Here is a 26244-nt window from a genome sequence, read left to right on the forward strand (position 1 = left end):
AAGGCGGGTGGAAGTGCAAGCTCGAGATGATTCCGCGGCGACCTCAGACGAAGCGGCGGCTGACCTTCTCCGGGAGCAGCGTGAGCAGCGGGCCGATCACCTTCCAGGGCTTGGCCGGGACGAGCGCGCGGACGGGCTCCGCATCGATCGTCTTGACCAGCGCGTCGACGCCTTCGTCGAACTCCGTCATCAGCGCGGTCTTCACCGATCGGTTGATGTCCGTGCGGATGTAACCGGGGAGGATGTCCGTCACCTTGATACGGCTTCCGGCGCTGTCGAGTTCGGCGTACATCCCCTGCGCCAGGGACGAGACGAAAGCCTTGGTGGCGCCGTACGTGTTCTGCGCCTTGGGCATCCCCCGCAGCGCACTCACAGACGAGATGAACACCAGGTGCCCCTCCCCTCGCGCGAGCAGCAGCTGAGTCGCCGCCTCGGCCTGGTTGAGAGTGCCGATCACGTTCACTATCGCGGTCTCGCGATTGGCGTGCGCCTTGCCCGTGCCGATAGAAGCGCCCTTGCCCAGCCCGGCGTTGAGCACGAACCTGTCGATCCCACCGAGCTCCGCGTCCAGCTCGCGGAAGACCCGCTCCACCGCCTCCCCGTCGGCCACATCAAGCTCGCGAACGGCGACGGTGATCGACGGGTTGGCGGCCACCAGCTCGGCGCGCAGCTCCTCGAGGCGGTCGAGACGCCGTGCGCACAGTGCCAGGTTCTTGCCGTGCGCCGCCCAGCGGCGGGCCATACCCTCGCCGAGCCCGGAGCTGGCCCCGGTGATCAGGATCGTCTTGCGGTCGGTCACGAGTTCTCCTCAGTTGGCGATGCGCCCAGTGTGGCACGGCTCGGCTGGCAGGACGGGCAGCGGTACGCGATGCGGTCGAGCGAATCACTCGGCTCATCGGGGTTCGCGAGGCCGCCGAGGCGGAAGGTCTCCACCTCGGTCCCGCACCGTCTGCACGGTTTGCCGTCGCGGCCGTACACCCACAACTCGCGACCACGCCGGGCCTCGCCCGTGGTCACCCGGACGACACGGTCGGCGTTCGCCACCAACATCCTGCGTGCGAGCCTCACCATCGCCGGGAGATCCCGGACCGTCTCGACGGGATCGCGCGGGTCCACTCCCCGCACGAAACACAACTCGGCGCGGTAGACGGTGCCGATGCCCGCGAGGTTGCGCTGGTCGAGGAGCGCCTCGCCGATGGTGCGGGTGGGACGTTCCTCGATGCGCCGCACGACCTCGGCCACGCTGGCCGCCGGATCCCAGTCGGCACCGAGGAGGTCGGGCCCGAGGTGCTCGACAGCCACGTCGGCTTCGGCGGGCGACAGGGCGCGCAGGAAACCGAGTTCGGTCCCCACCACCTCGACGTCGTCCGCGCGCAGGACCAGCCGGGCGGTGTGTGCGGGGAACCGCCACCTCTCCCCGGCGCGGAGCACGAGGACCCGGCCCTCCATCTTGAGGTGGAGGTGGAGGGTGACGGGGTCACGCCCCTGGTCGTCGGGCCCGATGTCGACGAAGAGGTGCTTGCCCCGCGACCGGGCAGCCTTCACGGTCCTCCCGCGCAGGTCGACCGCGGCGAACCTCGGCACCCGGAGTTCGCCCCGGTCCAGGGTCCGCCCGGCGAGTGCGGCGTCAACCCGCGTGGCCGCGCGGTGGACCGTGTCTCCCTCGGGCACGGCTCACCACCCCAGTTCGCGGCAGCCGCCGACGCCCGCGGTCTCGATCTGCACGGTCACGTGCTCGATCCCGTGCTCGTCGAACAGGACACGTCGGGCATCGTCGAGCACCTCGGCGTGGTCCGCGTCCGGGGCGACGACCAGATGGACGGTCCCCACGTCCATCCCGGACGTGAGTGTCCAGAGGTGGAGGTCGTGCACCTCCTTCACGTCGCGCAGGACGCCGAGCTGGGCCTCGACCGCGGCGGGTTCAACACCGGCCGGGGCGTGCTGGGCGAGGACTGCGAGGACCTGCCGGCCGAGCGCCACCGCGCGGACCACGATGAATACCGCGATCGCCGCGGCCACCACGAGGTCCCAGACCGTCGACCCGGTGGTACGTATGAGCAGCGCGGCCGCGATCACCCCGACCGACCCGGCGGCGTCGGCGAGGACCTCGAGGTAGGCGCCGCGTACCGCGAGGCTCTCGTCGGACCCGCCACGGAGCAGCAGGAGGGAGATGACGTTGACGACCAGGCCGAGCACGCCGACGACGAGCATCGTCCCGGTGGCGACGGGCGTATCGGAGCCGAGGCGGCCGAGCGCCTCGACCAGAACGTACACGCCCATTCCCAGCATGATGAGCACGGCGAGGCCGGAGGCGAAGATCTCCACGCGGTAGCGGCCGAACGTTCGCCGGCCGGTGGAGTCGGGACGGGTGGCGATGATCGTCGCGAGGAGAGCCGCACCGAGAGCGACGACGTCGGCCCCCATGTGGCCGGCGTCGGAGAGCAGGGCGAGGGAGCCGGAGAGCAGGCCGGCAACCAGTTCGACGACGAAGAACGCTGCCGTCAGTGCTAACGCGATCGCCAGCCTGGCGCGGTGGCGCCCACCGGCATGTCCGGCGGGACGAGCGTGGGTGTGCCCCGAGCCGTGTGCACCGTGCGCGTGACCCACTCCCATCCGGCTACCCCCTCTGACATATGCACCAATGCGCATATTCTAACTAATCGGGCGTGGGGTCTCAAGGGCGTCAGCGCCGGATGCGCACCCCCTTGGGGGTGATGCCGAAGCCCGCCGCCTCGAACGCGGCGGCGTGTGGAGAGCCGTGCACGGGCTCGCCGCCGATAGTGGTGACGGTCAACGGACCGACCGCTCCCGAGCGGACGGCGTCGACGAGCGCGCCCGCGGCGAGAGGCACCGCACCGGCGCGGTCGTCGAAGATGAGGACGGTGCGTCCGCCGCGCTCGACGAACAGCACGCAGATCCCGTCGACCAGAACCACGAGCGCGCCCGCCTTCCGACCGGGCCGGTGACCCGAGCCGCCCGTGGCCGCTGCGTCGCCTCCGCCCGCCGCGTCGCCTCCACTGGGCGCGGTGGCGGGCCAGGGCAGAGCGGCACCGTAGGGGTTGGCGGGGTCGGTGGCGGCAAGAACCCGGACGGTGGGTTCGTCGGTTCCGGAGGGCCAGTGGGCGTCGTCGGCGGTGTCGTCGAACGTGCGCAGTCTGTCGATCGTGTTGCCGGCCGCGAACTGCGCTGCGCCGAGACCGTCGACGAAGTACCCGCGGCGGCAGCGGCCGGAGTCCTCCATCTGCGCCAGCACCTTGTACACGGCGGCGAACCCGCCGGGGATCTCTTCGGCCTCGACCGCGCCCCGGGTGACGACGCCGTGGCGCAGCAGAAGGGTCTCGGCCCAGGCGTGCGCCCGCAGCGTGGCGTCGCTGATCGGCTCCGGAACGAGGGACCAACGGCCCGCCAACACGGGTGGCGTCCTCGTCCCCGCGGCGACCGCACCGTTGAGCTGCGCCATCGCGGTGCGGCCGAACCGGGCGCGACGTGGGCGGGCGGAGGCGCGGGGCGACCGGTGCGCGGTCCCCGACCCGGACGAGCCACCGCCGGCGAGCACCGCGCGCAGCGGTGAGAGCGTGTCGTTGGTGACGACCCCGTCCCACACCAGGTCCCAGACGGCGTCGCGCACCGCGGCCTCGGGGACGGCGGGTGCGGGGTCGGAAGGGGCGGGGTTCACGGGCCCAGCGTCGGTAGGGGCGGTGAGTGCGCTCCTCACCGTGGTGACTATGTCGCGGAAGAACAGGGCTCCGCCGCGCAGGGAGTCGACGACGGCGAGGTGGACCGGCCCCTCCGGCTGCGGTCGCCCCAGGGGCAGGGTGGCGCCGGCGGAATCGGCCGGGTGCAGGGAGATCCAGCCGTCGCGGGATCCGGCACGTCCACGCCCGCTCCAGATGACCTCTCCCCCGGCGAGGAGTTCGTCGAGCATCGCCGGAGAGTAGTCGCTCACCCGGGGCGCCAAGACGAGTGGTTCGAGGGCGGAGGCGGGAAGCGCGAGCCCGTCGAGCTGCTCGATCACTGCGAGCAGCCCGTCGACACCGGATTCGGCACCCGCCCGCGCGCCACCGCCAGCGCCGCCACCTGACCCCAGGCTCTGCCACCCGGGCAGGAAGCGGCCCAGCGCGGACTGGGACACCGGCTCGATCTGCGAGCGCAGAGCGGCCAACGATCGACGGCGGATGTGGCGCAGCACCTCGGCGTCGCACCACTCGGGACCCGTCGCGCCGGGGCGGAACTCTCCGGCCAGCAGTGTGCCCGAGGAGGTGAGCCTGTCGAGCACGCCGCGAACGACCGCCACGCCGAGTCCGAACCGCTCGGCGACCGCCTCGACCGAGAAAGGGCCGTGGGTGCGCGCGTAGCGGCGGATCAGCTCACCCAGCGGGTCGCCCACGTCGCCGAGGAAGGCCGACGGCACGCCGGGTGGAGGCGGGACTCCGAGGCCGTCGCGGAGCCGGGCCACGTCCTCGACCCCGGCCCACCAGCTGCGACCGGAGTGCTCCACCGGCACGATCCGCCACGTCCGAGCCAACTCGTCGAGCCAGCCCGGGACGGCGCCGGGCTCGGCGGAACGTTCGGCGATCTCGTCGACGGTGAGCGGGCCGAGCAGCCGGAGCAGGTCGACCACCGCCTCGGCGTCGCGTGCCGCGCGCTCGGGCTCGAGGTGCTGAAGGCGTCGCTCGATCGAGTCGAGGACCTCCACGTCGAGCAGTTCGCGCAGCTCGACGCGGCCCAGCAGCTGACCGAGCAGGCCGGGATCGATGCTCAGTGCGGCGGCCCGCTTCTCGGCGAGCGGGGAGTCACCCTCGTAGAGGAAGGCGCCGACGTAGTCGAAGAGCAGCGACTGCGCGAACGGCGAGGCGCCGGGCGTATCCACCTCGACGATCCGCACGCTGCGCGACTCGATCTCCCCCAGCAGCCGCTCGAGCGCGGGCACGTCGTAGACGTCCTGGAGGCACTCGCGCACCGCCTCGAGGATCATCGGAAAGTCCGGATACCTCCGCGCGACGTCGAGCAACTGCGCGGACTTCTGCCGCTGCTGCCACAGCGGGGCCCGCCGGCCCGGATCCAGCCGGGGGAACAGCAGGGCGCGTGCGGAACACTCGCGGAAGCGTGAGGCGAACAGCGCCGACCCGCCCACATGCCGGGTCACCAGATCGACCGCCTCCTCCGCAGAGATCGCGAACGTCTCAGCCCCCGGGCGCGCGCCCCCCTCGCCGTCGTCACCCGTATCGGGGACCCGGAGGATGATGCCGTCGTCGGACACCACCGGCACCGCGTCGAAGCCGTGCGCGGCGGCCAGCCGGGCGCGCACGGCCTCCGCCCACGGCCAGTGCACCCGCGCGCCGAACGGCGAGTGCAGCACGATCCGCCAGTCCCCCACCTCGTCGCGGAACCGCTCCACGACCAGGGTCGTGTCGCTGGGCACGTGGCCGGTCGCCTCGCGCTGATCGGTCAGGTACCGCCGGAGGTTGGCGGCGGCGTAGGTGTCGAGGCCGGCGGCGTCCAGGCGCGCGGTGACCTCCGCCTCCGACCCGGACGACACCTCGCGCAGGAACCCGCCGAGCGCGCGGCCGAGTTCAGCGGGGCGGCCCTGGTCGTCGCCCAGCCAGAACGGCAGCCGGCCGGTCCCGCCGGGCGCGGGCGAGACGAGGACGCGGTCGTGGGTGATCTCCTCGACGCGCCAGCTGGAGGCCCCGAGCGCGAAGACGTCACCGACCCGCGATTCGTAGACCATCTCCTCGTCCAGCTCGCCGACGCGGGCGGCCTTCTCCCCCACCATGAACACGCCGAACAGGCCGCGGTCCGGGATGGTGCCGCCGGAGGTGACGGCCAGTCGCTGGGCGCCGGGGCGGCCGGTGAGGGTGCCGGCGTCGCGGTCCCACACCAGGCGTGGCTTGAGCTCGGCGAAGTCCGCGGACGGGTACTTGCCGGCGAGCATGTCGAGGGTGGCCTCGAACGCGGACCGCGGCAGACCGGCGTACGGGGCGGTGCGCCGGACGGCCGAGAACCACTCCTCCACGTCGATCGGCTCGAGTGCGCACGCGGCCACGGTCTGCTGCGCCAGCACGTCGAGCGGGTTGGCGATCACCGTGAGTTCCTCGATCGCGCCGGCGAGCATCCGCTCCACCGTGACCGCGCTGTGCACGAGGTCAGCGCGGTGCTTGGGGTAGACGACGGCCCGCGACACCTCGCCGACCTGGTGTCCCGCGCGCCCCACGCGCTGCAGCCCCGAGGCCACCGACGGCGGGGACTCGACCTGCACGACCAGATCCACCGCGCCCATGTCGATGCCCAGCTCGAGCGAGGAGGTCGCCACCACCGCGCGGAGCCGGCCGGACTTGAGCGCGTCCTCGATGATCGCCCGGCGTTCCTTGGACACCGACCCGTGGTGGGCCATGGCCAGTTCCGGCGGCGCCCCGCGCGAGACCTCTGACGGCACCATGAGCTGCGCGGGCGGCCGGGCGGGGGGCTCGGGGAGCGAGCCCGGGTCGGTGTCCTCGGCATAGATCTCGTTGAGCCTCGCGGTGAGCCGCTCGGCCAGGCGCCGGGAGTTGACGAACACGATCGTCGAGCGGTGGGCGGTCACGAGGTCCACGACCTGACGCTCCACGTGCGGCCAGATGGAGCCCTGACCCGGGGTGCCGGGCGGCGCGGTGACCTCCGGGGCCGACGAGGACAGGTCCGCCATGTCCTCGACCGGCACGCGCACCGAGAGCTCGAAGCCCTTGTCCGACCCCGGCGCCACGATCGTGGTGGGACGCTCCCCCGCGAGGAAGCGGGCGACCTCGCTGTGCGGCCGCACCGTCGCCGACAGCCCCACCCGCTGCGCGGGCGTGTCGAGCAGCTCGTCGAGCCGCTCGAGGCTGAGAGCGAGATGCGCGCCGCGCTTGCTGCCGGCGACCGCGTGGATCTCGTCGATGATCACCGTGTCCACCGTGGCGAGGGTCTCCCGCGCGGCGGAGGTGAGGAGCAGGAACAGCGACTCCGGCGTGGTCACGAGGATGTGCGGTGGCCGGGCGCGCTGGCGGCGACGCTCGTCAGGCGGGGTGTCACCGGTGCGGATCCCGACGGTGACGTCCGGCGTCGGTACCCCCATCGACGCGGCCTCACGGGCGATCCCCGCGAGCGGCGCGCGCAAATTGCGCTCGACGTCCACCGCGAGGGCCTTGAGCGGCGAGACGTAGAGGACGCGGGTGCCGGGCCCGGGGTCCGGCGCGCCGCCCCGGTCACCCAGGAGCAACCCGTCGAGCGCGGCGAGGAACGCCGACAGGGTCTTGCCGGAGCCGGTAGGGGCCACGACGAGGGTGTGCGATCCGCCGGCGAGCGCGGTCCACGCCCCTTCCTGGGCCGCTGTGGGCGCGTCGAACGCGCCTCGGAACCAGGAGGCGGTGGCCGGGTGGAACCGGTCCAGGGCGGCGGGCATGAAGTCATGATGGCCTACGACTACGACAGAGCGGCCTACGACAGCGCGGCCTACGACACAGGCCGCCACGCGCCGCCTGCTCCGTAGAGTGAGGGCATGCGCGAACTCAGCGACCACGACCTGGCCTACCACCTCGCCACGGGCATCGGGGACATCGTCCGGGGCACCCGGGCCGGCGGGTTGCTGCACGGGCGGTCGCTCGCGCGGGTCGCCAACGAGGTCGCCCAGAGCTGGACCGACGAGGTGCTCGCGGTGCACCGGCCGGACGACGGCACCCTCTCGGAGGGCGTCTCCGACGACCTGAGCCGCCTGGACAAGGCGCGCGTGTGGATCATCGATGTGATCGACGGGACCAAGGAGTTCTCGACCGGCCGCTCGGACTGGTCGGTGCACGTGGCGCTCGTGGTGGACGGCCGGCCCGCCCTCGCCTCGGTGGGCCTGCCCGACGCGGGCAGGGTGTTCCGGTCGGACCAGGTCGACCACGTCGACGGGCCGTTCTCCGGCACCATGGTGATCAGCCGCAACAACCCGCCGGCCGGCGTGCACGAGATCGCCGACGAGCTCGGGCTACGCGTGCGTCCGATGGGCTCCGCCGGGGCCAAGATGCTCTCGGTACTGCTCGGCGACGCCGACGTCTATCTCCACGCCGGCGGGCAGTACGAGTGGGATCAGGCCGCGCCGGTCGCGGTGGCGCTGGCGTCCGGGTTGCACGCGTCCCGGCCCGACGGCTCGCCGATCGAGTTCAACAAGTCCGACGCCCACTCCCCGGACATCCTCGTCTGCCGGCCAGATCTCACGGAGAAGGTGCTCGCCGCCACGGCGGGCTGGTCGGTGTGACGGAATGGGTCGCTGAGAGCCCCAGTGGGTCGGCCCCCGGATTTTCAGTAGACTCCGCCTCATGACCGTCCCCACCCCGTACGAGGATCTGCTCCGGCTCGTCCTGGAAGAGGGCACCCCGAAGGCGGATCGCACGGGAACGGGCACGCGCAGCCTGTTCGGTCACCAGATCAGGTACGACCTCGCCGCCGGCTTCCCCCTTCTCACGACCAAGCGGGTCCACTTCAAGTCGGTCGCCTACGAGCTGCTGTGGTTCCTGCGCGGCGACTCGAACGTGCGATGGCTGCAGGACCACGGCGTGAGCATCTGGGACGAGTGGGCGGACCAGGCCGGCGAGCTCGGCCCCGTCTACGGCGTCCAGTGGCGGTCGTGGCCCACCCCGGACGGCCGGCACATCGACCAGATCGCGGCGGCCGTGGACCTGCTGCGTACGGACCCGGACTCGCGGCGCAACATCGTCAGCGCGTGGAACGTCAGCGAACTCTCGCAGATGGTGCTGCCACCGTGTCACCTGCTGTTCCAGTTCTACGTGGCCGACGGCAAGCTCAGCTGCCAGCTCTACCAGCGCAGCGCCGACCTCTTCCTGGGCGTGCCGTTCAACATCGCCTCCTACTCCCTGCTCACGCACATGGTCGCGCAGCAGGTAGGCCTCGAGGTGGGCGAGTTCATCTGGACCGGCGGGGACTGCCACATCTACGACAACCATGTCGAGCAGGTGCGCACCCAGCTGGAGCGTGAGCCGTACCCGTACCCGGAGCTACGGCTACGGAAGGCGGAGTCGATCTTCGACTACCGTTTCGAGGACTTCGAGGTCGTCGGTTACGAGCACCACCCGGGCATCAAGGCCCCGGTCGCGGTCTGAGCCGGCGCCGTGGCGGTGCGGATGGTGTGGGCGCAGGCCCGCGGCGGGGTGATCGGTGACGGCCGGGATATGCCGTGGCATATCCCCGAGGACCTGGCCTTCTTCAAGCAGGCCACCGTCGGCCGCCCCGTGGTGATGGGCCGCGCGACGTGGGACTCTCTGCCGGAGCGCTTCCGCCCTCTGCCGGGACGCCGCAACATCGTGTGCACGCGGGACCCCGGGTGGGCGGCCGACGGCGCCGAGCGCGCCGGGTCGGTGGACGCCGCGTTGGCCTCGGCGGGCCGCGACGCGGTCGTGATGGGCGGCGGTCAGGTCTACGCCGCCGCGCTGCCCGCGGCCGACGAGTGCCTGGTGACCGAGATCGACGCCGACGCGCCCGGGACCGTGCTGGCGCCCACGTTGGACGCGGCGTGGGAGCGGGTGGAGGTCGGCGAGTGGATCACCGATCCACGGAGCCGCGTCGACGGGTACGACGACGAGGTGCGGCACCGGCACACCGTGTGGCGTCGCCGGGAGCGCTAGAACCACTTCCAGGTCTTGGGGATCTTCTCCCCCGCGGCGAGGATCTTGATCTTGGCGTTGGCCATGAAGCCGTTGATCTCGATGTCCAGATGCGGGCCGCCGTGGACCTCGTAGCGCCCCTCGTCGATCTTGAGATCGGTCATCGTCCGGTTCCCGGTGATCGTGACCGAGACGCCCGGCGGGAGCAGCACCCGGGCGTTGGCGGCCCACAGGTCCAGCTGGAGGTGGGTGCGGGGGCGGTCGACGACGGCCTCGCGGGCGTCGAGGTAGATCTCCCCCATCCACGAGGTGAGCCGGTAGTCGTCCGGCAGCATCCATCTCCCCTCGCGCTTGAGGGTGTCAAAGATCGAGGTGGTCTTCTGGCCCTCGTCCACGACGATGGCGGCGCCGGGGCGGGGGGCCGGCGGGCCCGGGCGGTGCGCGGCGGGCGGGGCGGCCGGGTCGGACCCGGCGGGCAGTCCGCTCAGCGCCACCTCGAGTTCGGCGGGGCAGGTGGCCGCCCAGATCTGGGCGGCGCGGTCGGAGAACTCGGCGAGCGAGAGCTCACCGCGCCCCACCATCGCCTCCAGTCGCCGTTGGGCCAGTGCTCTGGGGTCGTTGTCCTGCTCCGGATCCATGGCCTCAGATTACCCAGCGACCGGGTGCCTGTTGGGAGGGCCCGGAACGCCAGACCCCGCGGGGTCGGTGTAGGTCCGGGTCGTGGGCCGCCGCGGTCAGTCCTCGTGCACGATGATGCCGCGCACCATGCCCTCGCCGCCCGCCTCCATCATCTCGTAGCCCTCGTTGACCTGGTCGAGGGTGAAGCGGTGGGTGACGAGCTCGTCGAGCTTGAGCTGCTTCTCGTCCCACAGACGCAGGATGTTGGGGATGTCGTGGAACGCGTTGGCCGACCCGAAGAGCGACCCCTTGATGACCTTCTCGTACTGGGAGACGAACAGTCCGGTGAGGGTGATCGACTGGTTGTCGAGGCCGCCCATCGAGGTGAGCACCACGACACCGCGCTTGCCGACCATGTCGACGGCGTCGGCGGTGACCTTGGCGTCGGCCACGCCGATCGTGATGATGGCCTTCTCCGCCATGAGGCCCCAGGTCAACCCGGGCAGCTCTGCCTTGGCCTGCTCGACGTCCGTGTAGACGTGGGTGGCACCGAACTCTCTGGCCTTGGCGAGCTTGGTCTCGTCGGTGTCGATCGCGAGGATGAAGCGGGCGCCGGCGTGCCTGGCGCCCTGGATCGCGTTGATGCCGATGCCACCGATGCCGAAGACCACGACGGTGTCTCCGGCCTTGACGTCGGCGGAGTAGACCGCCGAGCCCCACCCCGTGGTGACACCGCAGCCGACGAGCGCGGCGACCTCGAAGGGGATCCAGTCCTGGATCTTGACCACCGAGTTCATGTTGGCGACGGTGTACTGGGAGAACGTTCCGAGCGTGCACATGGCGCCGGCGGTCTCGCCATTGTCCAGGGCGAAGGGGTACCGGCCGTCGGCCATGACGCCGAAGGTGCCGTTCAGGCCGCCGTCGCAGAGGTTGGACATGCCACGGGCACACGCCGGGCACTTGCCGCACGCGGGGATGAACGAGCCCACCACGTGGTCACCGGGCTGGACGTGGGTGACCCCCTCACCGACGGCCTCGACCACGCCCGCACCCTCGTGCCCCAGGACGATCGGGAGCCGACCGGGCAGGTCCCCGGTCCGCATGTGCAGGTCCGAGTGGCACAGGCCGGCGACCTTCCACTTGACCAGCACCTCACCGAAGTGGGGTCCGTCGAGCTCGGCCTCGACGATCTCGAACGGCTTGCCGAGCTCACGGGCGATTACGGCCTTGGTCTTCACTGCGACTCCCTCCGGGCGCGACGGTGGTAATCACCGTCACTGGAACGTGTTCTCGTCACACTAACCCCGGTTCTGACATCTGTGGGGTGGCTACAAGAACGTGTTCTCCCCCCGGAGGGAGCGCGGTGCGGACCAGAGGTCCCGGATCCGCGCGCGGGGATTCAGGCCTGGGCGTCGCCCTGCTGGGCCTGCGCCTCCTCGACGGCCTTGCGGACCTCGTCCATGTCGAGTCCCTTGATCTGCTCGACCAGGTCGTCCAGGGCCTGCTCCGGGATCGCACCCGAGTGACGGAAGACGGCGATGCCCTCACGGAACGCCATCAGCGTCGGGATCGACTGGATCTGCAGCATCGCACCGAGCTGCTGCTCGGCGTCGGTGTCGACCTTCGCGAAGGTCACCTCGGGGTGCTTGCCCGACACCTTCTCGTAGACCGGGCCGAAGGCCTTGCACGGGCCACACCACTCGGCCCAGAAGTCCACCAGGACGATGTCGTTCTCGGTGACGGTCTTCTCGAACTCGGCGGTCGTGATGTCGACGGTGCTCATACGAATGCCCTCCTTGCGCGTACGGGGCGACTCTCGACCCGTCTGCTTGTCGCCAGCCTACGGATCGCGCGGGCCGGCGACGAGATTCCCCGGCCACCGATACCCGGACGGGTATCGACGACCGCTCATCCAGGGCAACGTACACGGAGTGGGGTTATTCCCCGGACGCCCCCGCGCCGCGGCTCGTCGGGGACTCAGCGGAGGGGCGGCGAATCGAGCACCTCGGCCAGGAACCACTCGAGCTGGTCGAGGAAGACGGCGTTGTCGTCGCCGGCGACCATGTGACCGGCGTCGGCGACCTCCGTGGTGTGGGCGTGCGGGAGCAGCTCGAGCAGATGCTGCACGGAGTCGTCGCTGACGATGTCCGAGGCCGACCCGCGGATGAGCAGGGTGGGCTGGGTGATCCTCGGGACGAGCTCCTCGAAGAAGGCGTTGCCGATCTCGGCGTTGTCGGCGGAGGCCCCGCCGGCGAACTGCGGGTCCCAGTGCCAGTGCCAGCGCCCGTCCTCGCGCAGCCGCAGGTTCTTGCGCAGTCCCTCGGGGTTCGGGGGCCGCTTGCGGTGGGGCTGGTAGGCGGCGATCGCGTCGGCGGCCTCCTCGAGACTCGCGAACCCGTCGAACCCGGACCGCATGAACTCCCCCACCCTCTCGACGCCCGCGGCCTCGAGCCTGGGGGTGACGTCGACCAGGACGAGCGCGCGGGCGACGTCCTTGCCGGTGCCCAGCGAGAGCATCGCGGTCATCCCGCCGAGCGACGCACCGACGACGACCGGACGCCGCTCGGGGAACCGCTCTGCGACGATCGCCTCGAGATCGGCGGCGAGGCGATGGATGTCGTAGTCACCCTCCGGGTCCCAGTCGCTGTCCCCGTGTCCGCGCGCATCCATCGCGGTGACGCGGTAACCCTCGGCGGCCAGGCGGCGGGAGGCCCGGCTCCAGGCGTGGCGGGTCTGCGCACCGCCGTGGAGCATGAGGATCTCGTCGACGGGCTCGGTGGGCCGGCCGTCCGGTCCGTGCGGCTCCCAGACCTCGCCGACCAGCCGGACGCCGTCCTCGCGCTCGACCGCGAACTGCTGTGGCTCGACGGTGGTCTCAGTACTCGGCATGCGCGCCTCCCGGGCCGCCGCCCACCCTCTCGGTGGAACGTGTTCTATCTGTGTTCTACCACGCCCGCTCGGCGACCATCCGCGCGGCGAGGTCCTCGGCCACCGCCAGGACGGTGTAATACGGACCGCATAGCGGCAGCGACGGCAGGACCGACGCGTCGGCCACCCGCACTCCCTCCACCCCGAGCACCCGACCGGAGTCGTCGAGCACCTCCCCGACCCGCGCCGCGCCCGACAGGTGGTGGGAGGTCGAGCGGGTGACGGTGCCGTCGATGCCCAGGCGTTCCGCCACGAACGCCGTCGCCTCGGCCAGCGCCGTCGCGTCGCCCGGGTCGTCCGGGAGGTCCACGCTCCCGTCGGCGTGCACCCGCCCCCGTCCGAGGGGGTTCATCAGTGCCACCCCGATACGGTGCGGCACCTCGCCGAGGCCGGGGATCGCGCGGTGCATCGGGACCGCGTAGGGGCGCACCTCGATCTCCGGCACCCACCCGCGCTCCCGCACAGGGAGGTCGAGCCGCACCACGTGGGAGAGCAGGGGCGGCAGCCCGCCGGCCGCGTCAGCCCCCGTGCCGAGCCCGGCACCGGCCCCGGCGGCCGGGTCCGCGGGGACGTCCAGCAGGAGCTCGGGATGCTCCTGCACCCCGTGGCCGACCGGGTGGCCGCCGGCCCCGTCGATACCGGAGCCCAGAAGGAGAACGGTCGTCCCGATCGTCCCCGCGCACAGCACCACCTGGCGGGCGGCGATCGCCTCGTCGTCGTCGAGGACCACGCCCACACACCGCCGGGCGCCTCCCGTTCCGCCGACGGCCCCGCCCGCCCACGACAGTTCACGTACCGCGGCACCGGTGCGTACCCGCACGCCAGCGCCGGCGGGGTCCCACGCGTCGAACGCCGTCACCCTCCGCCCGTCGCTGCGCGCCTGCGGGACGGCCGCTACGCGTCCGGGGAACGCGGCGGCGACCCACGCGGCGACCGGCCCCATCGGCGCCAGGCGGGGGCGCAGGCGCTCGGCCGCCCGCGCCAACCCCACCGCGTAGCGCCGGGGCCAGCCCTGTCCCCACGCCTCGAGATCCGCCGGCCGGGCCGGCGCGCAGTACCCCCCGTTCACCGCGCCCGACCCGCCGACCGCCCGGCCGCGGGGCAGCTCAAGGGCCGTGTCCCCGAGCGTGGCGGGGTGGCGTGCGACCACGCGGGAGCCGGGGCCGATGTCGAGCAGGCCCGCGAGCGGGGTGGCGGCGGCCGTACCGGCCTCGAGCAACAGGACGTCCGCGCCGGCGTCGGCGAGCCGCCGGGCCACCACACACCCGGCGGCGCCCGCACCGACCACCACGACATCGGCGTCCCCGCCCGGGCCGCCGGTCATCGCGTGAGTTCCGGGCGCAGGGCGGCCGGGGAGCGCTCCGTCACCGCAGAGCGCCAGACCCCCGCGCCGTAGGCCAGGTCGTCCAGGCGGTGCAGCAGGACGTGCCCGACCGGCTCGTCGGCCGGCCATCGGCCCGGTTCCCGCGCGCTCCACCAGTGCCACAGCCCCTCCGCGGCGGCCGCGACCGCGAGGCGCCGGCGCAGCGCCCGCGCGATCCGGCCCCGCGACCCGGCGGTGAGCGCCAGCGCGGTCGCGGTGACCGGCCCATACGGGCGTAGTAACGCCTCCGGCAGCTGCCTGATCGAGGCCCCGGCGCCGCGGGCGACGAGCTCGGCGGCCGCGCGTCCGTCGCCGGTCAGCGCGCGCGTCCGCCACCACGCCCTGGCCACCGCGCCGAGCGCGACCACCGTGCCGAGCGGGCTCGCGCTCCATACCCCGACCGCCACGGCCAGCGACCACGGCGCGGCGACGGCGGGCGCGACGTCGGCGCCGTGCCGCGCTGCCAGAGGTGCGGCTCCACGTCCGTAGTAGGCGCGGCGGGTCAGCAGGGCGCGAAACCCGGTGCGGTGGCGGTGGGCGACGCGGGCGGCGGGCTCGTAGCGGATCCGGCCCCCGGCGTCGTCGATGCGCCAGCACAGGTCCACGTCCTCCGCGACGTGCATGCGGTCGTCGAACGGCCCCTCGCCCCCTCCTGCGGGGACCCGGGGCAGCCGGTCGGGGCGGACCGCGAGCGCCGCGCTGGGCACGTACGCCACGCGCGTTCGCGGCCTCACCCGCGCCGGTTCGGGCCCCATGTCCAGCGCCGAACGCGCCGTCTCGTAGCCGCGCACCCAGAACCGGCCGGGCTCGGCGGCGACGACGCGCGGCGCGACCGCCGCGACCAGCGGATCGTCGAGTCGGGCCAAAAGGATGTCGAGCCAGCCCGGCAGCGGGAGGACGTCGGCGTCGAGGTACACCACCACCTCGGCGCCGGAAGCGACCGCCGCGGACGTGCCGGCGTTGCGCGCGGCCGCCGGGCCGCGGGAGCGGTCGTGGCGCAGGACGGTGACGGGCGGGGTGGTGGCCGGCGCAGCAGTGAGGGGCACCGCCAGCGGCGGGTCGGAGCCGTCGTCGACGACGACGAGGTGGGCGCCGCGCGCGAGTTCGGGGGCGAGGGCCCGCGCGAGGGCGGCGACCCCGTCCGCGTCGTCACGGACGGGGACCACTACGGCGACGCCGTCCAGCGGGCGGTCCGCGGACACCGGGCCGGCGGGATGGGCCATCCCGCGATCGGTGAGAGCGCGGGCGAGCGCGGCCCCCGCGGGCGTGTCCGTCGCGACGGCCCGACCGCCGTCCAGGAGGCCCGCCACCGACGGCGCGGGCGTGATGAGCGTGACCGGGTCGCCGCCCAGGACCCGCACGACGCCGCCGCGGCGCAGGATCCGCGTCCGGCGGTCGAGCAGCACGTGCGGGCGGTCGGTGGCGGGCGGGGTGGGTGCGGCGGGCGGGGCAGGTGGCGGCGCGCGGTGTCCGGCTGGTCTCATCGGAGCATCCCGTCGTCGCCCGGGCGCCACCCGTCGAGCCGTGCGCGGGCGTCCGCCACCAGCGAACCCCACAGCCGCTCGCCGTACGCGGCCGTGGCGGTGGTGGGGTCCCCCAGGACGCCGGACGGGCTCACGGCGGCGACCCCGCCGTCGCGCATGGCGGGGAGGATCTGTGGCAGCGGCCGGACGCAGCCGCGGGCCGCGAGATCGACGCGCACTAGGTCCGGGTGCAGGTGCAGTATGAGCGAGGTCTCGGCGTGCCCGGCGTGGGTGTCGCGGGCGTCCTCGGCGGTGCGGCAGGACAGCCACGCGGCGTCGCGGCCCTCGTGCCGCAATCGCGGGACCGCGCGGCGGAGGGCGTCGACGTTGCCGCCGTGACCGTTGACCACGAGCAGTCGGTCCGCCCACGAGGACACGGACCTGCCGAGCTCGAGCAGCACCTCGGCGAGCGCCGCGGTCCCGATCGAGACGGTCCCCGCGAACGACTGGTGCTCCCCGCTCGAGCCGTAGGCCAGGGCGGGGAGCACGCGGACGGTGTCGCCGGTCGCCGCGTGGGCCGTGGCACCGGTCGCCGCGTCGGCGACGGCGCGGGCCGCGGCCTCCGCGAGGAGGGTGTCGGTCTCCGGCGGCAGGTGAGGACCGTGCTGCTCGGTGGCCCCGAGTGGCAGCACGGCCAGTACGCCGCCGCCCGGCCGTCCGTCCGCGCCGGTCGCGCCCGTCATGTCGGGTCAGACCTTGATCGCGCCCATGTCGACGGTGAAGGTCGAGGCGGTGATCGTGCGCGAGGCGTCCGACGCGAGGAACATCACGGAGTCCGAGATGTCGTCGGTGCTGGCCATGCCCATGCCCAGGATCGGGGTGAAGTGCGGCAGGAACTGCGGCATGTTGTTGAACACCTCGAGCGCGTCGGGGTCCTCGGCACCCATCGGCGTCTGCACGCCGTACGGGTGGATCGTGTTGACCCGGATACCGTGCTCACCGAGCTCCTTCGCGGCGGTCTGCGCGAGGCCCACCACGCCGTACTTCGAGGCCGAATACGGGGACTGCACCGGCATGGCCTTGAGGCCCGCCACCGAGCTGACCAGGATGATCGAGCCGCCGTTGCCCGCGTCGAGCATGTGCGGGATCGTGGCCCTGAGGGTCTTCCAGTACCCGGTGAGGTTGATGTCGATGGTGTCCTGCCACTGCTGCTCGTCGAGCTCCCAGACCTTGCCCCAGTTGCAGATGCCCGCGTTGGCGATCACCACGTCCAGGCGGCCACCGAAGCGCTCCAAGCCGCGGGCCACGAGGGCCTGCTGGAACGCCAGGTCGCGGACGTCACCGACCTCGGCGAGGATCTCCCCTCCCTCGGCCTCCACGCGCTCGATGGTGGTGGCCAGGTCGTCCTCGGTGGCGGCCCGGTACTTCACGTACTCGGACGGCGAGTCACACAGGTCCAGGCCGATGATCCTGGCGCCCTCGCGCGCGAAGCGGATCGCGTGCTTGCGGCCCTGGCCGCGGGCCACACCGGTGATGTAGACGACCTTGCCGTCGAAATCTCCCATTACAGGGGGTGTCCTTCTCTTCCGTGGTGGTGGGTCAGACGCCGAGACGGCGCATGAAGTCGTCGGGGATGACGTAGTCGTCGCGGTTCAGCTCGGAGATCGAGGACTTGCTCAGCCCGATGAGGCTCGAGTCGAGTCCGGAACGCATGATGTCGAGGACGTTCTCCACTCCCGCCTGGCCGTTGGCCCCGAGCCCCCACAGGTACGCGCGACCGATCATCACGGCCCGGGCACCGAGCGCGAGTGCCTTGGCCACGTCCGAACCGCGACGGATGCCGCCGTCGAGCAGGACCTCTACCTGATCGCCCACCTCGTCGGCGATCGGCGCGAGGCACCGGATGGACGCCGGGGTGGCGTCGAGGTTGTTGCCGCCGTGGTTGGAGACGGAGATCGCGGTGACCCCGGCGTCGACGGCCCGCTTGGCGTCGTCGACCCGGATGATGCCCTTGAGCATGACCGGTCCGTCGTAGTTCTCCACGACCCAGGCGATGTCCTCCCACGTGGCCGGCGGGGTGCCCATCCACTCGCCGTAGGCACCGAAGAACGTCGGGCCCATCTCGCCCTTGCCCACCAGGTTGGGGGTCGTCAGATCGGGGAACCGCTTGTTGACCACCACGTCGCGGGCCCACTCGGCGGCCCAGCGGGGACGCACGGCGATCTGCGGGGCGAGGGTGATCATGGCCCTGGCATCGAGCTTCTCCGGGATGGCCGGGCTGCCCCAGTCACGGCCCATCGAGAACGACCAGTCGGTGGTGAGGATGACCCCCGCCGCCCCGGCGGCCTTGGCGCGCTCCAGCCGCTCCAGCACCTTCTCCTTGCCGCCGAGCCAGTACACCTGGAAGAAGGTCTGCGGGTTGGCCGCGATGACCTCCTCGATCGGCTTGGACGCGAACGAGCTCAGTCCCATCGCGGTGCCGCGGGCGGCCGCGGCACGGGCCACATCCACCTCGCCGTCCGGCGTGACGGCCTGGACACCGGTCGGCGAGATCATCACCGGCAGGCTGATGGGCTGGCCCATCACCGTGGTGGCCATGTCACGGTCCTGCTTGGCGCCGATCACGTGGGGCTTGGGCTCGAGCTCGGTGAAGGCGTCCATGTTGTCGCGGATGGTCACCCCCGCCTCGCTGCCGCCGACGAGCGCCATGTACACGCTCTTGGGCAGCTTCTTCTTCGCGCGGCGCTGGGCCTCCGCGACAGACTCGAACCACGGGTTCTGGCGCCAGGGGTTGGCCTCGGCGATCTTCGACAGGCGGGACACGGTGGTGGCTGCTCCTTCTAGGGGGTTGGTCCGGGCCAGCGGGGTTCGTCCGGGCGGGCCGGCTCAGATCGGGGACTCGTCGCACAGGCTGGTGGGCCTGCGCGGCGGTGTCGTGACGAGGGTCAGCGGCACCGGGCCGGTGGGCTGCTTACGCGCCGCGAGCCCCATGGGCCGCGTGTGGTCCTGCGAGGGGTCGGGGATGCTGCGCTCAGCCGCGAGCAATCCCTCTCCGTAACCCTGGACGCACTCGGGGTCCGGGCCGTCCATCGGCAGCCCGGTGAAGAACTTGGCCGCCATGCAGCCACCCCGGCAACTGTCGTAGAAGTCGCAGGACGCACACGCCCCGGCCGACTGCGGCTCGCGCAGCTCACGGAACAACTCCGAGGTCTGCCACACCGTCTCGAGCCCGCCGTCGGCGACGACGTTGCCGGCGAGGAACTCCTCGTGGATGGCGAACGGACAGGCGTAGACGTCGCCGATCGGGTCGATCAGGCACACCACACGGCCGGCGCCGCACAGGTTGAGCCCGGGTAGCGAGCCCTGCGCCTGTCCTTCACCGAAGGGGGTCAGGTGGAAGAAGCTGTCGCCGGTAAGCACATCGGAGCCGTTCGCGACCAGCCAGTCGTACAGGTCCTTCTGCTGCTCGGGCAGGGGATGCAGGTCGTCCCACACGTCGGCGCCGCGGCCCGACGGACGCAGGCGCGTGATGCGCAGGGTCGCGTCGTACTTGTCGGCCAGCGCCTTGAACTCGTCCAGCTGGGTGACGTTCTCGCGCGTCACCACCACCGAGATCTTGGCGTCGGTGAAGCCGGCGTCCTTGAGGTTCTGCAGCGCACGGCAGGCCATGTCGAAGGACCCCGGGCCGCGGACCGCGTCGTTGACCTCCGCGGTCGCACCGTCGATGGAGATCTGGACGTCCACGTAGTCGCTCGCGGCCAGGCGCCTGGCGACCTTCTCGTCGATACGGACACCGTTGGTGGAGAACTTCACGCCCACCTGGTGGCTGGTGGCGTAGTCGACCAGCTCCCAGAAATCGGAGCGGACCGTCGGCTCGCCTCCGCCGATGTTGACGTAGAAGACCTGCATCTTCTGCAGCTCGTCGATGATCGACTTGCACTGCTCGGTGCTGAGCTCGCGCGGGTCACGGCGACCGGAGGAGCTCAGGCAGTGCACGCAGGCGAGGTTGCAGGCGTAGGTGAGTTCCCAGGTCAGGCAGATCGGCGCGTCGAGCCCACGCTCGAACTGGTCGACGAGGCGGCCGACGGGCGCCGGGGCGGGACGGTCGAGCATGCTGGTCATGAGGTCTCCTCGATCATGCGCGAGGCGGCGAGCTGGCCGAGCGCGTGCAGGTACAGCCGCGCTGTCGCCGGATCATCGATCGACACCCCGGCGGCGGCACAGGCGGCGCGCGCGGTGGGGTGGTCGGCGAGGGTGCTGACCACCTCGACGATGGTCGGCGACTTGAGGAAGCTGAGCTTGCGGGTGTGGAAGTGGTAGAGCAGTGCCCCGAACGGCTCGGGCCGGAGCGCCACGCCGGGGTGCAGGCGCCAGCCGGCGTCGAGGTCGAATTCCGCCGGGGCGGCTGACTGCTCGGCGTCGGCCGGCGCTGCTGCGGAGGTCATCTCAGTAGACCCCACACATGCCGTCGATGGAGACCTCCTCGATGAGGGCCTCCTCCAGCACGACCTCGGTGTTCTGCGTGTTCTCCATGACGTGTCCTTTCGTCTGGCACTCCAGCGACATCCCACCGGTTTCCGGTGAGATCTGCATCATATTGGCACTTAGTGCCAGTGGCAAGAGTCACTCATCTAGGCTCTCGTGTCATGGGAATGCCGGAAATGCCCGGAACCGAGACACGGCCCCCGGGACGTCGGCCGTCGACCACGCGCGCCTCCATCGTCGACGTGGCCCTCGACCTGTTCGCCCGGCAGGGCTACGACGCGACCAGCGTCGACCAGATCGCCGAGGCCGCGCACATCTCCCGCCGCACCCTGTTCCGCTACTTCCCCGGCAAGGCCGCCATCGCCTGGGGCGAGTTCGACGAGCAGATCGACCTCATGCTGGGGTACCTGGACGGCGTCCCAGAGAACACGCCGCTGCGCGACGCGCTGGCGGACGCCCTCATCGCGTTCAACACGTTCCCGCGCGAGCAAACGGAAGCGCACCGACTACGGATGCGCCTCCTGCTCGGCGTGGACGAACTGCAGGCGCACTCGACCCTCGTGTACGCCGACTGGCGCCGGGCCGTGGCCGGGTTCGTCGCCGCCAGGCTCGGCCAGACGGTGGACGATCTCGTGCCCGCCGCGACCGCGCACGCCGCGCTGGGGATCGCACTGTCCGCCTACCGCCTGTGGGTGGCCGAGCCCGGAGCCGACCAGGATCGCCTCCACGAGCTCCTGCGTCACGGGACGCAGATCCTCGCCCGAGAGGACGCGTTCGAGCCCGGTGGGCGACCGCGCTGAACTTACCGGCGGGTAACCTCGTCGTCGTGACCCACTCCGACACCTCCCCCACCCACCACACCGACACCTCCACCTACCGGCTGTGGAAGACCGCCACCCGGCTCCCGTTCGGCTCCCGCCTGTTCAGCGCGGCGGTGAGCCTCAAGGCCCCGTACTTCCGCACCGCGTACCCGCACGTCGTCGAACTCCGACCGGGCCGCTGCGTCGTCCGCGGACCCGGCTGGTGGGGCAACCGCAACCACATCGGCACCTTCCACGTGATCGCGGCGTGCAACCTCGCCGAGATGGCCATGGGCATGCTCGCCGAGGCCACGGTTCCCGCCACCCACCGATGGATCCCCGTGGGCATGAACGTGCGCTACCCCGCCAAGTCGACGGGCGGGATGACCGTCACGGCCGAGTGGACCGAGCTGCCCGACTTCGCGTCGATCACCACCGGGCAGGACGTCGAGGTGCCCCTGCGGTTCGTCGACGACGCGGGGGTCGAGCCCATCACCGGCTCGATCACCATCCGCGTCTCGCCCAGGAAGAAGCGCTGAGACGGTACCGGCTCTCCCGTCGGCGGGCTCGTCGGCGGGCTGACCGGCGCGCTAATCGCGGGTGCGGGCGTCGAAGGCCTTGATCGCTATCGGGGCGATCACCACCGTCAGGCCGACGATCCACAGCAGTGACGCCAGCACCGGGTGCTGCAGCGGGAGGGCGGCGTCCGGGCCGACGGCCGGGGCGTTGCCCCAGAGTTCCCGCATCGCCTGCACCACCGAGGAGAGCGGGTTCCACTCCGCGATCGCCCGCAACCACACGGGCATCGACTCCGGCGGGGCGAAGGTGTTGGCGACGAACGTGATGGGGAACGTCGTGGTGAACATGACGCCGTTCACCGCCTCGATCGTCTTGAGCCGCGAACCGACGACGATGCCGATCCAGATCATGACGAAGCCGAAGCCCAGCAGGATGAGGTATCCGAGCAGCGCGTCGATGATCCCGCTGCGGATCCGCCACCCCACGATGAGGCCCGTCAACGACATGACCACGACGCCGATCGAGGAGTGGATGAGGCTCGACGCGCTCCGCGCGATGAGGATGGACGCCCGCTGGATGGGCAGCGTCCGGAAACGGTCGATGATGCCCTTGTTGAGGTCGTTGCACAGTCCCGAGGCCACGACGAACGACGAGAACGCCATGGTCTGCGCCATGATCCCGGGAAGCAGCCACTCGCGGTAGTTCCCGCTCCCCGCCACGGCGATCGCACCGCCGAAGACGTACGCGAACAGCAGCACGAACATCACCGGCTGGATGGTGACGTCCGCGAGGTTCTCCGGCTGCCGCCGGATGTGGAACAGATTGCGGCGCACCAGCGCCGAGACCTGCCGGCCGAACGACGGGCCGTCCGGGCGGGCCGGGACGACGAAGCCGTCCGCGCTGGTGGTTCCCACGGCGGGGTCCGCGACGGTGCTCATACCCGGTACTCCTCCTCGGTGGTGCCGAGACTGGCGGTCTCGGATCGGGCGGTGTCGGATCGGGCGGTGTCGTCTCCGCCGGACTCGAGTCGGGGGTCCTCCGCCTTACGCCCCGTCAACGAGAGGAAGACGTCGTCCAGGCTCGGGCGCTGCAGGCCGATGTCGTCCAGCTCGATACCGGCCTCGGTGAACGCCGCGGCGATCCCCGCGAGCGCGGAGACACCTTCCGACGGCGCGGTGAGGCGGCGCGCGTCCCGGTCGACGTGGAAGTCGGCGATCCGGGTCGTCAGCACCCGCGCGGCTTCGTCGACGTCCTCCGGACGCGACACCGTGATCACCAGATTCGCCACCCCCGAGCGATCCTTGAGCTGCAGCGGCGTGCCCTCCGCGATGACGCGTCCGTGGTCGATCACGATCACCCGGTCGGCGAGCTGATCGGCCTCGTCGAGGTACTGGGTGGTGAGCAGCAGCGTGGTGCCGTCACGGACCAGTCCGCGCAACACGTCCCACAATTCGTTGCGCGACCGTGGGTCCAGACCGGTGGTCGGCTCGTCGAGGAACAGCACCGGCGGGGCCGCCACGAGACTGGCCGCCAGGTCCAGGCGGCGCCGCATCCCGCCGGAGTAGCTCTTGGCGACGCGGGTCGCCGCCTCGGTGAGCGAGAACTTCTCCAGCAGTTCGTCCGCCCGCGCCTTCACCGCCTTCTTCGGCAGCCCGTACAGGTCACCGACTAGCCGGAGATTCTCCCGCCCGGTGAGCAGTTCGTCCACCGTCGCCGATTGGGCGGTCAACCCCATCTTCTTGCGCACCAGTGCGGGTTCGGAGACGACGTCGTGGCCGGCCACCCGGGCGGTTCCCGAGGTCGGCGGACTCAGGGTGGTCATCATCCGGATCGTGGTGGTCTTGCCGGAACCGTTCGGGCCGAGCAATCCGAGGACCGTCCCGGTGGGGACGGTGAACGAGATGTCGTCGACAGCGGTGAAGTCACCGAATCGCTTGACGAGGTGTTCGGCCTCGATCGCCGGTGCGGACGTGGATCGGGTACTCACCCTCAAAGGGTGGCCTCCACCCGTGGAGTAGTCAACAGTCCCGCCGCGCCGTGCGGACAGATCCTGTCAGCAATGCGGTCCGCGGCGCCGGATCGGATGCCGACGAGCCCCGACCGACCTACCGTCGTTCCATGCCCCGCATAGCCATCACCTCCGTCCACGTCGACGACCAGTCGCGTGCGCTCACCTTCTACACCGAGGTCCTGGGGTTCGTCCACAAACACGACTTCCCCGCAGGCGACTTCCGCTGGCTCACGGTGGTCGACCCGGGTGACCCGAACGGCACCCAGTTGCTGCTCGAGCCCGATCAGCACCCCGCCGCCCGGGCCTACGCCACCGCGTTGCACGCCGACGGCATCCCCGCCGCCCAGTTCGAGGTGGACGACATCCACCGGGCGCATGCCGAGCTGCAGGAACGGGGCGCGCGGATCGTGCAGCCGCCCACCGAGGCGGGTCCGGTGTGGACGATGATCCTCGACGACACCTGCGGCAACCTCGTCCAACTCGTCACCGCCGCGGACGTCTGAGGTCCGGTCGCCGGAGCCGTACCCGGCTCGTCGACGTATCGTGGGGAGGCCGCGCCAGCGCCTTCCGACGCCCCCACGACCAAAGGATGACCGGTACCCGTGAGCCCCCAGTCGACCATCCCGCCGACCATCGCCCGTTCGTGGCTCCTGCTGCCCGCGGACAAGTCCGAGCGTTTCGACGACGCCGTGGACTCCGAGATGGACGTGGTGGTCCTCGACGTCGAGGACGGGGTGCGGCAGTCCGAGAAGGAACGCTCGCGCCGTGAAGTGCGCCAGTGGCTCGAGGCGGGCAACCACGCGTGGATCCGCATCAACGACGTCCGTTCGCCGGAGTGGGAGAAGGACCTCATGGCTCTGGGCCACTGCCCCGGGCTGGACGGAGTGATGCTGGCCAAGACCGAGAACGCCGAGCACGTCGCCCTCACCGCGGCCCGCCTGGCCGAGGGCACCCCGATCGTCGCCCTGGTCGAGTCCGCGGACGGCCTGGCACAGGCGGCGGAGATCGCCAAGACCGACCAGGTCGTGCGCCTGGCGTTCGGCGTCGGGGACTACCGCCGCGACACCGGGATCGGGTCCTCTCAGATCGCCCTGGCCTACACGCGCTCGCAGTTCGTGGTGGCCAGCCGGATCGCGCGCGTCGCCCCGCCGATCGACGGGCCGACCATCTCCAACGACACCCGGGTCCTCATGGACGCGGCGGAGCACGCCGTCGAGATGGGCATGACCGGCAAGCTGTGTCTCCGGGTCGACCAGGCGCCGTACATCAACGAGGTCCTCTCCCCCTCCGCCGCGGACGTCTCGTGGGCCGAGTCGGTCATCGACGAACTCGGGAACGGCGGCGAGCGCTGCCGCGACGGTTCCGACCTGCCGCGTCTGGCCCGCGCGCAGAAGATCGCCCGGCTCGCGCAGGCGTACGCCGTCGCGCGCTGACGGAAACCGCGGACGCCTGGCGCGTCGCGGACGTGACAGGGCCCCGGCCGCGGGTGCGGCCGGGGCCCTGTCGTCGCTCCGGGGCGGTCAGCGGGGCGAGTCGCCGGTGACCAGCGGGAGGCCGGGATCGCCGGCCCACGCGGTCATCGACCCGTCGTACACCGCCACGTCCTCGCGGCCGGCCAGCGCCAGCGCGTGGGCGACCCCGGTGGCCGCGATCCCGCCACCGCAGTAGGTGACGACCGTGCGGTCCTCGTCGAGCAGCCCGGCCGCCTCGAACTCGGCGCGCAGTTCCTCGAGCGGACGCAGCGTGCCGGTCTCGGGGTCCCGGAGGCGGGCCACCGGCAGGTTGATGCTGCCGGGGATGTGGCCGGGACGCCCGTACGAGGCGACGGCGCCGCGGTACGTGGCCTCGTCGAGGACGTTGACGAGGATCGTGTTCTCGTCGTCGAGGGCCGCGGTCACGTCCTCGGTGGACCGGATCAGTTCCGGCCGACGGACGCCCGTGAAGGTGCGCGGCGTCGGCACCGCGATCTCGTCGGTGACCTCGTAGCCCGCGGCCTTCCACGCCGGTAGGCCGCCGTCGAGGACCGCGACGTCGTCGAATCCCTCGAAGCGCAGGTGCCACCAGAACCGGGTGGCCCAGAACCCCTCGTGCTGGTCGTAGACCACCACGGTCGCGCCGTCCCCGATGCCGAGCCCGCTCGCGGCGGCCGCGAAGCGCTCGTGATCCGGCGCGGTGGCGGGCAGGGGGCTGGACGGGTCCGCGAAGTCGCCGAGCAGGTCGGCGAACAGGGCACCGGGGATGTGCTCGGGCCGGTACGTCTCGAGGCCCGAGACCGGGCGTGGGGTGCCGTCCGCGTCGGCGGTCAGGTGGGTCGTGGCGTCGACGACGACGAGGTCGGCCTCACCCAGGTGGTCGTGCAGCCACTCGGGGCTCACGGTGAGCGGAGTCGTCATGTCTCGTCCTTTCGATGGGGTACGCCCCCCGAGAATAGACAGAT

26 protein-coding genes are annotated in these 26244 nt (G+C 71.9%); 7 read left to right on the forward strand and 19 right to left on the reverse strand.

The window, feature by feature from the left end; genetic code table 11:
- Positions 1-43: 43 nt before the first annotated feature.
- The 4 genes from DPA01S_RS00785 to DPA01S_RS00800 all read right to left on the reverse strand — a co-directional run bounded on the left by DPA01S_RS00785 (position 44) and on the right by DPA01S_RS00800 (position 7420).
- A complete protein-coding gene (locus DPA01S_RS00785) occupies positions 44-799 on the reverse strand; it encodes an SDR family oxidoreductase (protein ID WP_061913542.1) in 756 nt (251 codons plus the stop codon).
- On the reverse strand, positions 796-1671 hold the full coding sequence (locus tag DPA01S_RS00790) for a DNA-formamidopyrimidine glycosylase family protein (protein WP_061228334.1): 876 nt from the start codon (positions 1669-1671) through the stop codon (positions 796-798). Before DPA01S_RS00790 ends, DPA01S_RS00785 begins: the two co-directional genes overlap by 4 nt.
- 3 nt (positions 1672-1674) lie before the next feature.
- The gene (locus DPA01S_RS00795) at positions 1675-2613 is read right to left on the reverse strand and encodes a cation diffusion facilitator family transporter (RefSeq protein ID WP_061228333.1); all 939 of its coding nucleotides are present in this window, start codon (positions 2611-2613) and stop codon (positions 1675-1677) included.
- Positions 2614-2683: 70 nt separating this feature from the next.
- Complete coding sequence (locus DPA01S_RS00800; protein WP_061913544.1) at positions 2684-7420, reverse strand: ATP-dependent helicase; 4737 nt, start codon at positions 7418-7420, stop codon at positions 2684-2686.
- Between the two features lie 96 nt (positions 7421-7516).
- On the opposite strand from DPA01S_RS00800, the gene DPA01S_RS00805 reads away from it, so the two are divergent.
- The 3 genes from DPA01S_RS00805 (at position 7517) to DPA01S_RS00815 (ending at position 9641) form a co-directional block, all read left to right on the forward strand.
- Positions 7517-8257, forward strand: coding sequence for a 3'(2'),5'-bisphosphate nucleotidase CysQ (locus DPA01S_RS00805; RefSeq protein WP_061228331.1), 741 nt, complete (start codon positions 7517-7519; stop codon positions 8255-8257).
- A gap of 61 nt (positions 8258-8318) precedes the next feature.
- The gene (locus tag DPA01S_RS00810) at positions 8319-9119 is read left to right on the forward strand and encodes a thymidylate synthase (protein WP_061913546.1); all 801 of its coding nucleotides are present in this window, start codon (positions 8319-8321) and stop codon (positions 9117-9119) included.
- A gap of 9 nt (positions 9120-9128) precedes the next feature.
- Entirely contained in the window at positions 9129-9641 is a 513-nt protein-coding gene (locus tag DPA01S_RS00815; protein ID WP_061228329.1) for a dihydrofolate reductase, read from the forward strand.
- Here the strand turns inward: DPA01S_RS00815 and DPA01S_RS00820 are convergent.
- The 12 genes from DPA01S_RS00820 to mftA all read right to left on the reverse strand — a co-directional run bounded on the left by DPA01S_RS00820 (position 9638) and on the right by mftA (position 20525).
- Positions 9638-10258, reverse strand: a complete 621-nt coding sequence (locus tag DPA01S_RS00820; RefSeq protein WP_061228328.1) for a DUF1707 SHOCT-like domain-containing protein — start codon at positions 10256-10258, stop codon at positions 9638-9640. The genes DPA01S_RS00815 and DPA01S_RS00820 overlap by 4 nt on opposite strands.
- A gap of 96 nt (positions 10259-10354) precedes the next feature.
- Entirely contained in the window at positions 10355-11476 is a 1122-nt protein-coding gene (locus DPA01S_RS00825) for an NDMA-dependent alcohol dehydrogenase (protein ID WP_061228327.1), read from the reverse strand.
- A gap of 161 nt (positions 11477-11637) precedes the next feature.
- A complete protein-coding gene (gene trxA, locus DPA01S_RS00830) occupies positions 11638-12021 on the reverse strand; it encodes a thioredoxin (protein ID WP_061228326.1) in 384 nt (127 codons plus the stop codon).
- A gap of 194 nt (positions 12022-12215) precedes the next feature.
- A complete protein-coding gene (locus DPA01S_RS00835) occupies positions 12216-13127 on the reverse strand; it encodes an alpha/beta fold hydrolase (protein WP_061228325.1) in 912 nt (303 codons plus the stop codon).
- Between the two features lie 55 nt (positions 13128-13182).
- Positions 13183-14490, reverse strand: a complete 1308-nt coding sequence (mftG, locus tag DPA01S_RS00840; RefSeq protein ID WP_083961774.1) for a mycofactocin system GMC family oxidoreductase MftG — start codon at positions 14488-14490, stop codon at positions 13183-13185.
- Entirely contained in the window at positions 14487-16013 is a 1527-nt protein-coding gene (gene mftF, locus DPA01S_RS00845; protein WP_083961775.1) for a mycofactocin biosynthesis glycosyltransferase MftF, read from the reverse strand. The genes mftG and mftF overlap by 4 nt, the downstream gene beginning before the upstream one ends.
- Complete coding sequence (gene mftE / locus DPA01S_RS00850) at positions 16010-16735, reverse strand: mycofactocin biosynthesis peptidyl-dipeptidase MftE (protein ID WP_083961776.1); 726 nt, start codon at positions 16733-16735, stop codon at positions 16010-16012. The genes mftF and mftE overlap by 4 nt, the downstream gene beginning before the upstream one ends.
- 6 nt (positions 16736-16741) lie before the next feature.
- Positions 16742-17557, reverse strand: coding sequence for a mycofactocin-coupled SDR family oxidoreductase (locus DPA01S_RS00855; protein WP_061913550.1), 816 nt, complete (start codon positions 17555-17557; stop codon positions 16742-16744).
- A 34-nt stretch (positions 17558-17591) separates the two neighbouring features.
- A complete protein-coding gene (mftD, locus tag DPA01S_RS00860) occupies positions 17592-18815 on the reverse strand; it encodes a pre-mycofactocin synthase MftD (RefSeq protein ID WP_061228322.1) in 1224 nt (407 codons plus the stop codon).
- A gap of 63 nt (positions 18816-18878) precedes the next feature.
- Positions 18879-20114 carry a mycofactocin radical SAM maturase gene (gene mftC / locus DPA01S_RS00865; RefSeq protein WP_061228321.1) on the reverse strand — a complete coding sequence of 412 codons (1236 nt, stop codon included), beginning with the start codon at positions 20112-20114 and terminating at the stop codon, positions 18879-18881.
- Complete coding sequence (gene mftB / locus DPA01S_RS00870) at positions 20111-20437, reverse strand: mycofactocin biosynthesis chaperone MftB (protein WP_061228320.1); 327 nt, start codon at positions 20435-20437, stop codon at positions 20111-20113. The genes mftC and mftB overlap by 4 nt, the downstream gene beginning before the upstream one ends.
- Position 20438: 1 nt before the next feature.
- On the reverse strand, positions 20439-20525 hold the full coding sequence (gene mftA / locus DPA01S_RS16655; RefSeq protein WP_067716580.1) for a mycofactocin precursor MftA: 87 nt from the start codon (positions 20523-20525) through the stop codon (positions 20439-20441).
- A 113-nt stretch (positions 20526-20638) separates the two neighbouring features.
- On the opposite strand from mftA, the gene mftR reads away from it, so the two are divergent.
- Complete coding sequence (gene mftR, locus DPA01S_RS00875) at positions 20639-21277, forward strand: mycofactocin system transcriptional regulator MftR (RefSeq protein ID WP_061228319.1); 639 nt, start codon at positions 20639-20641, stop codon at positions 21275-21277.
- A gap of 26 nt (positions 21278-21303) precedes the next feature.
- Positions 21304-21816, forward strand: coding sequence for a hotdog fold domain-containing protein (locus tag DPA01S_RS00880; protein ID WP_061228318.1), 513 nt, complete (start codon positions 21304-21306; stop codon positions 21814-21816).
- A 51-nt stretch (positions 21817-21867) separates the two neighbouring features.
- Here the strand turns inward: DPA01S_RS00880 and DPA01S_RS00885 are convergent, their stop codons facing one another.
- Positions 21868-22734 (reverse strand): ABC transporter permease, encoded by an 867-nt coding sequence (locus DPA01S_RS00885; RefSeq protein ID WP_061228317.1) that lies wholly within the window; start codon positions 22732-22734, stop codon positions 21868-21870.
- Positions 22731-23783, reverse strand: coding sequence for an ATP-binding cassette domain-containing protein (locus tag DPA01S_RS00890; protein ID WP_061913552.1), 1053 nt, complete (start codon positions 23781-23783; stop codon positions 22731-22733). The genes DPA01S_RS00885 and DPA01S_RS00890 overlap by 4 nt, the downstream gene beginning before the upstream one ends.
- 131 nt (positions 23784-23914) lie before the next feature.
- Here DPA01S_RS00890 and DPA01S_RS00895 point away from each other — a divergent pair, with 131 nt between their 5' ends.
- Both DPA01S_RS00895 and DPA01S_RS00900 read left to right on the forward strand, forming a co-directional pair.
- Positions 23915-24310, forward strand: coding sequence for a VOC family protein (locus DPA01S_RS00895; RefSeq protein ID WP_061228315.1), 396 nt, complete (start codon positions 23915-23917; stop codon positions 24308-24310).
- 99 nt (positions 24311-24409) lie between these two features.
- The gene (locus DPA01S_RS00900) at positions 24410-25240 is read left to right on the forward strand and encodes an HpcH/HpaI aldolase/citrate lyase family protein (RefSeq protein WP_061228314.1); all 831 of its coding nucleotides are present in this window, start codon (positions 24410-24412) and stop codon (positions 25238-25240) included.
- A gap of 87 nt (positions 25241-25327) precedes the next feature.
- Here the strand turns inward: DPA01S_RS00900 and DPA01S_RS00905 are convergent, their stop codons facing one another.
- Positions 25328-26200 carry a sulfurtransferase gene (locus DPA01S_RS00905; RefSeq protein ID WP_061228313.1) on the reverse strand — a complete coding sequence of 291 codons (873 nt, stop codon included), beginning with the start codon at positions 26198-26200 and terminating at the stop codon, positions 25328-25330.
- Positions 26201-26244: the final 44 nt, after the last annotated feature.

This window comes from Dietzia papillomatosis NBRC 105045 (assembly GCF_001570845.1).
Classification (GTDB): domain Bacteria; phylum Actinomycetota; class Actinomycetes; order Mycobacteriales; family Mycobacteriaceae; genus Dietzia; species Dietzia cinnamea.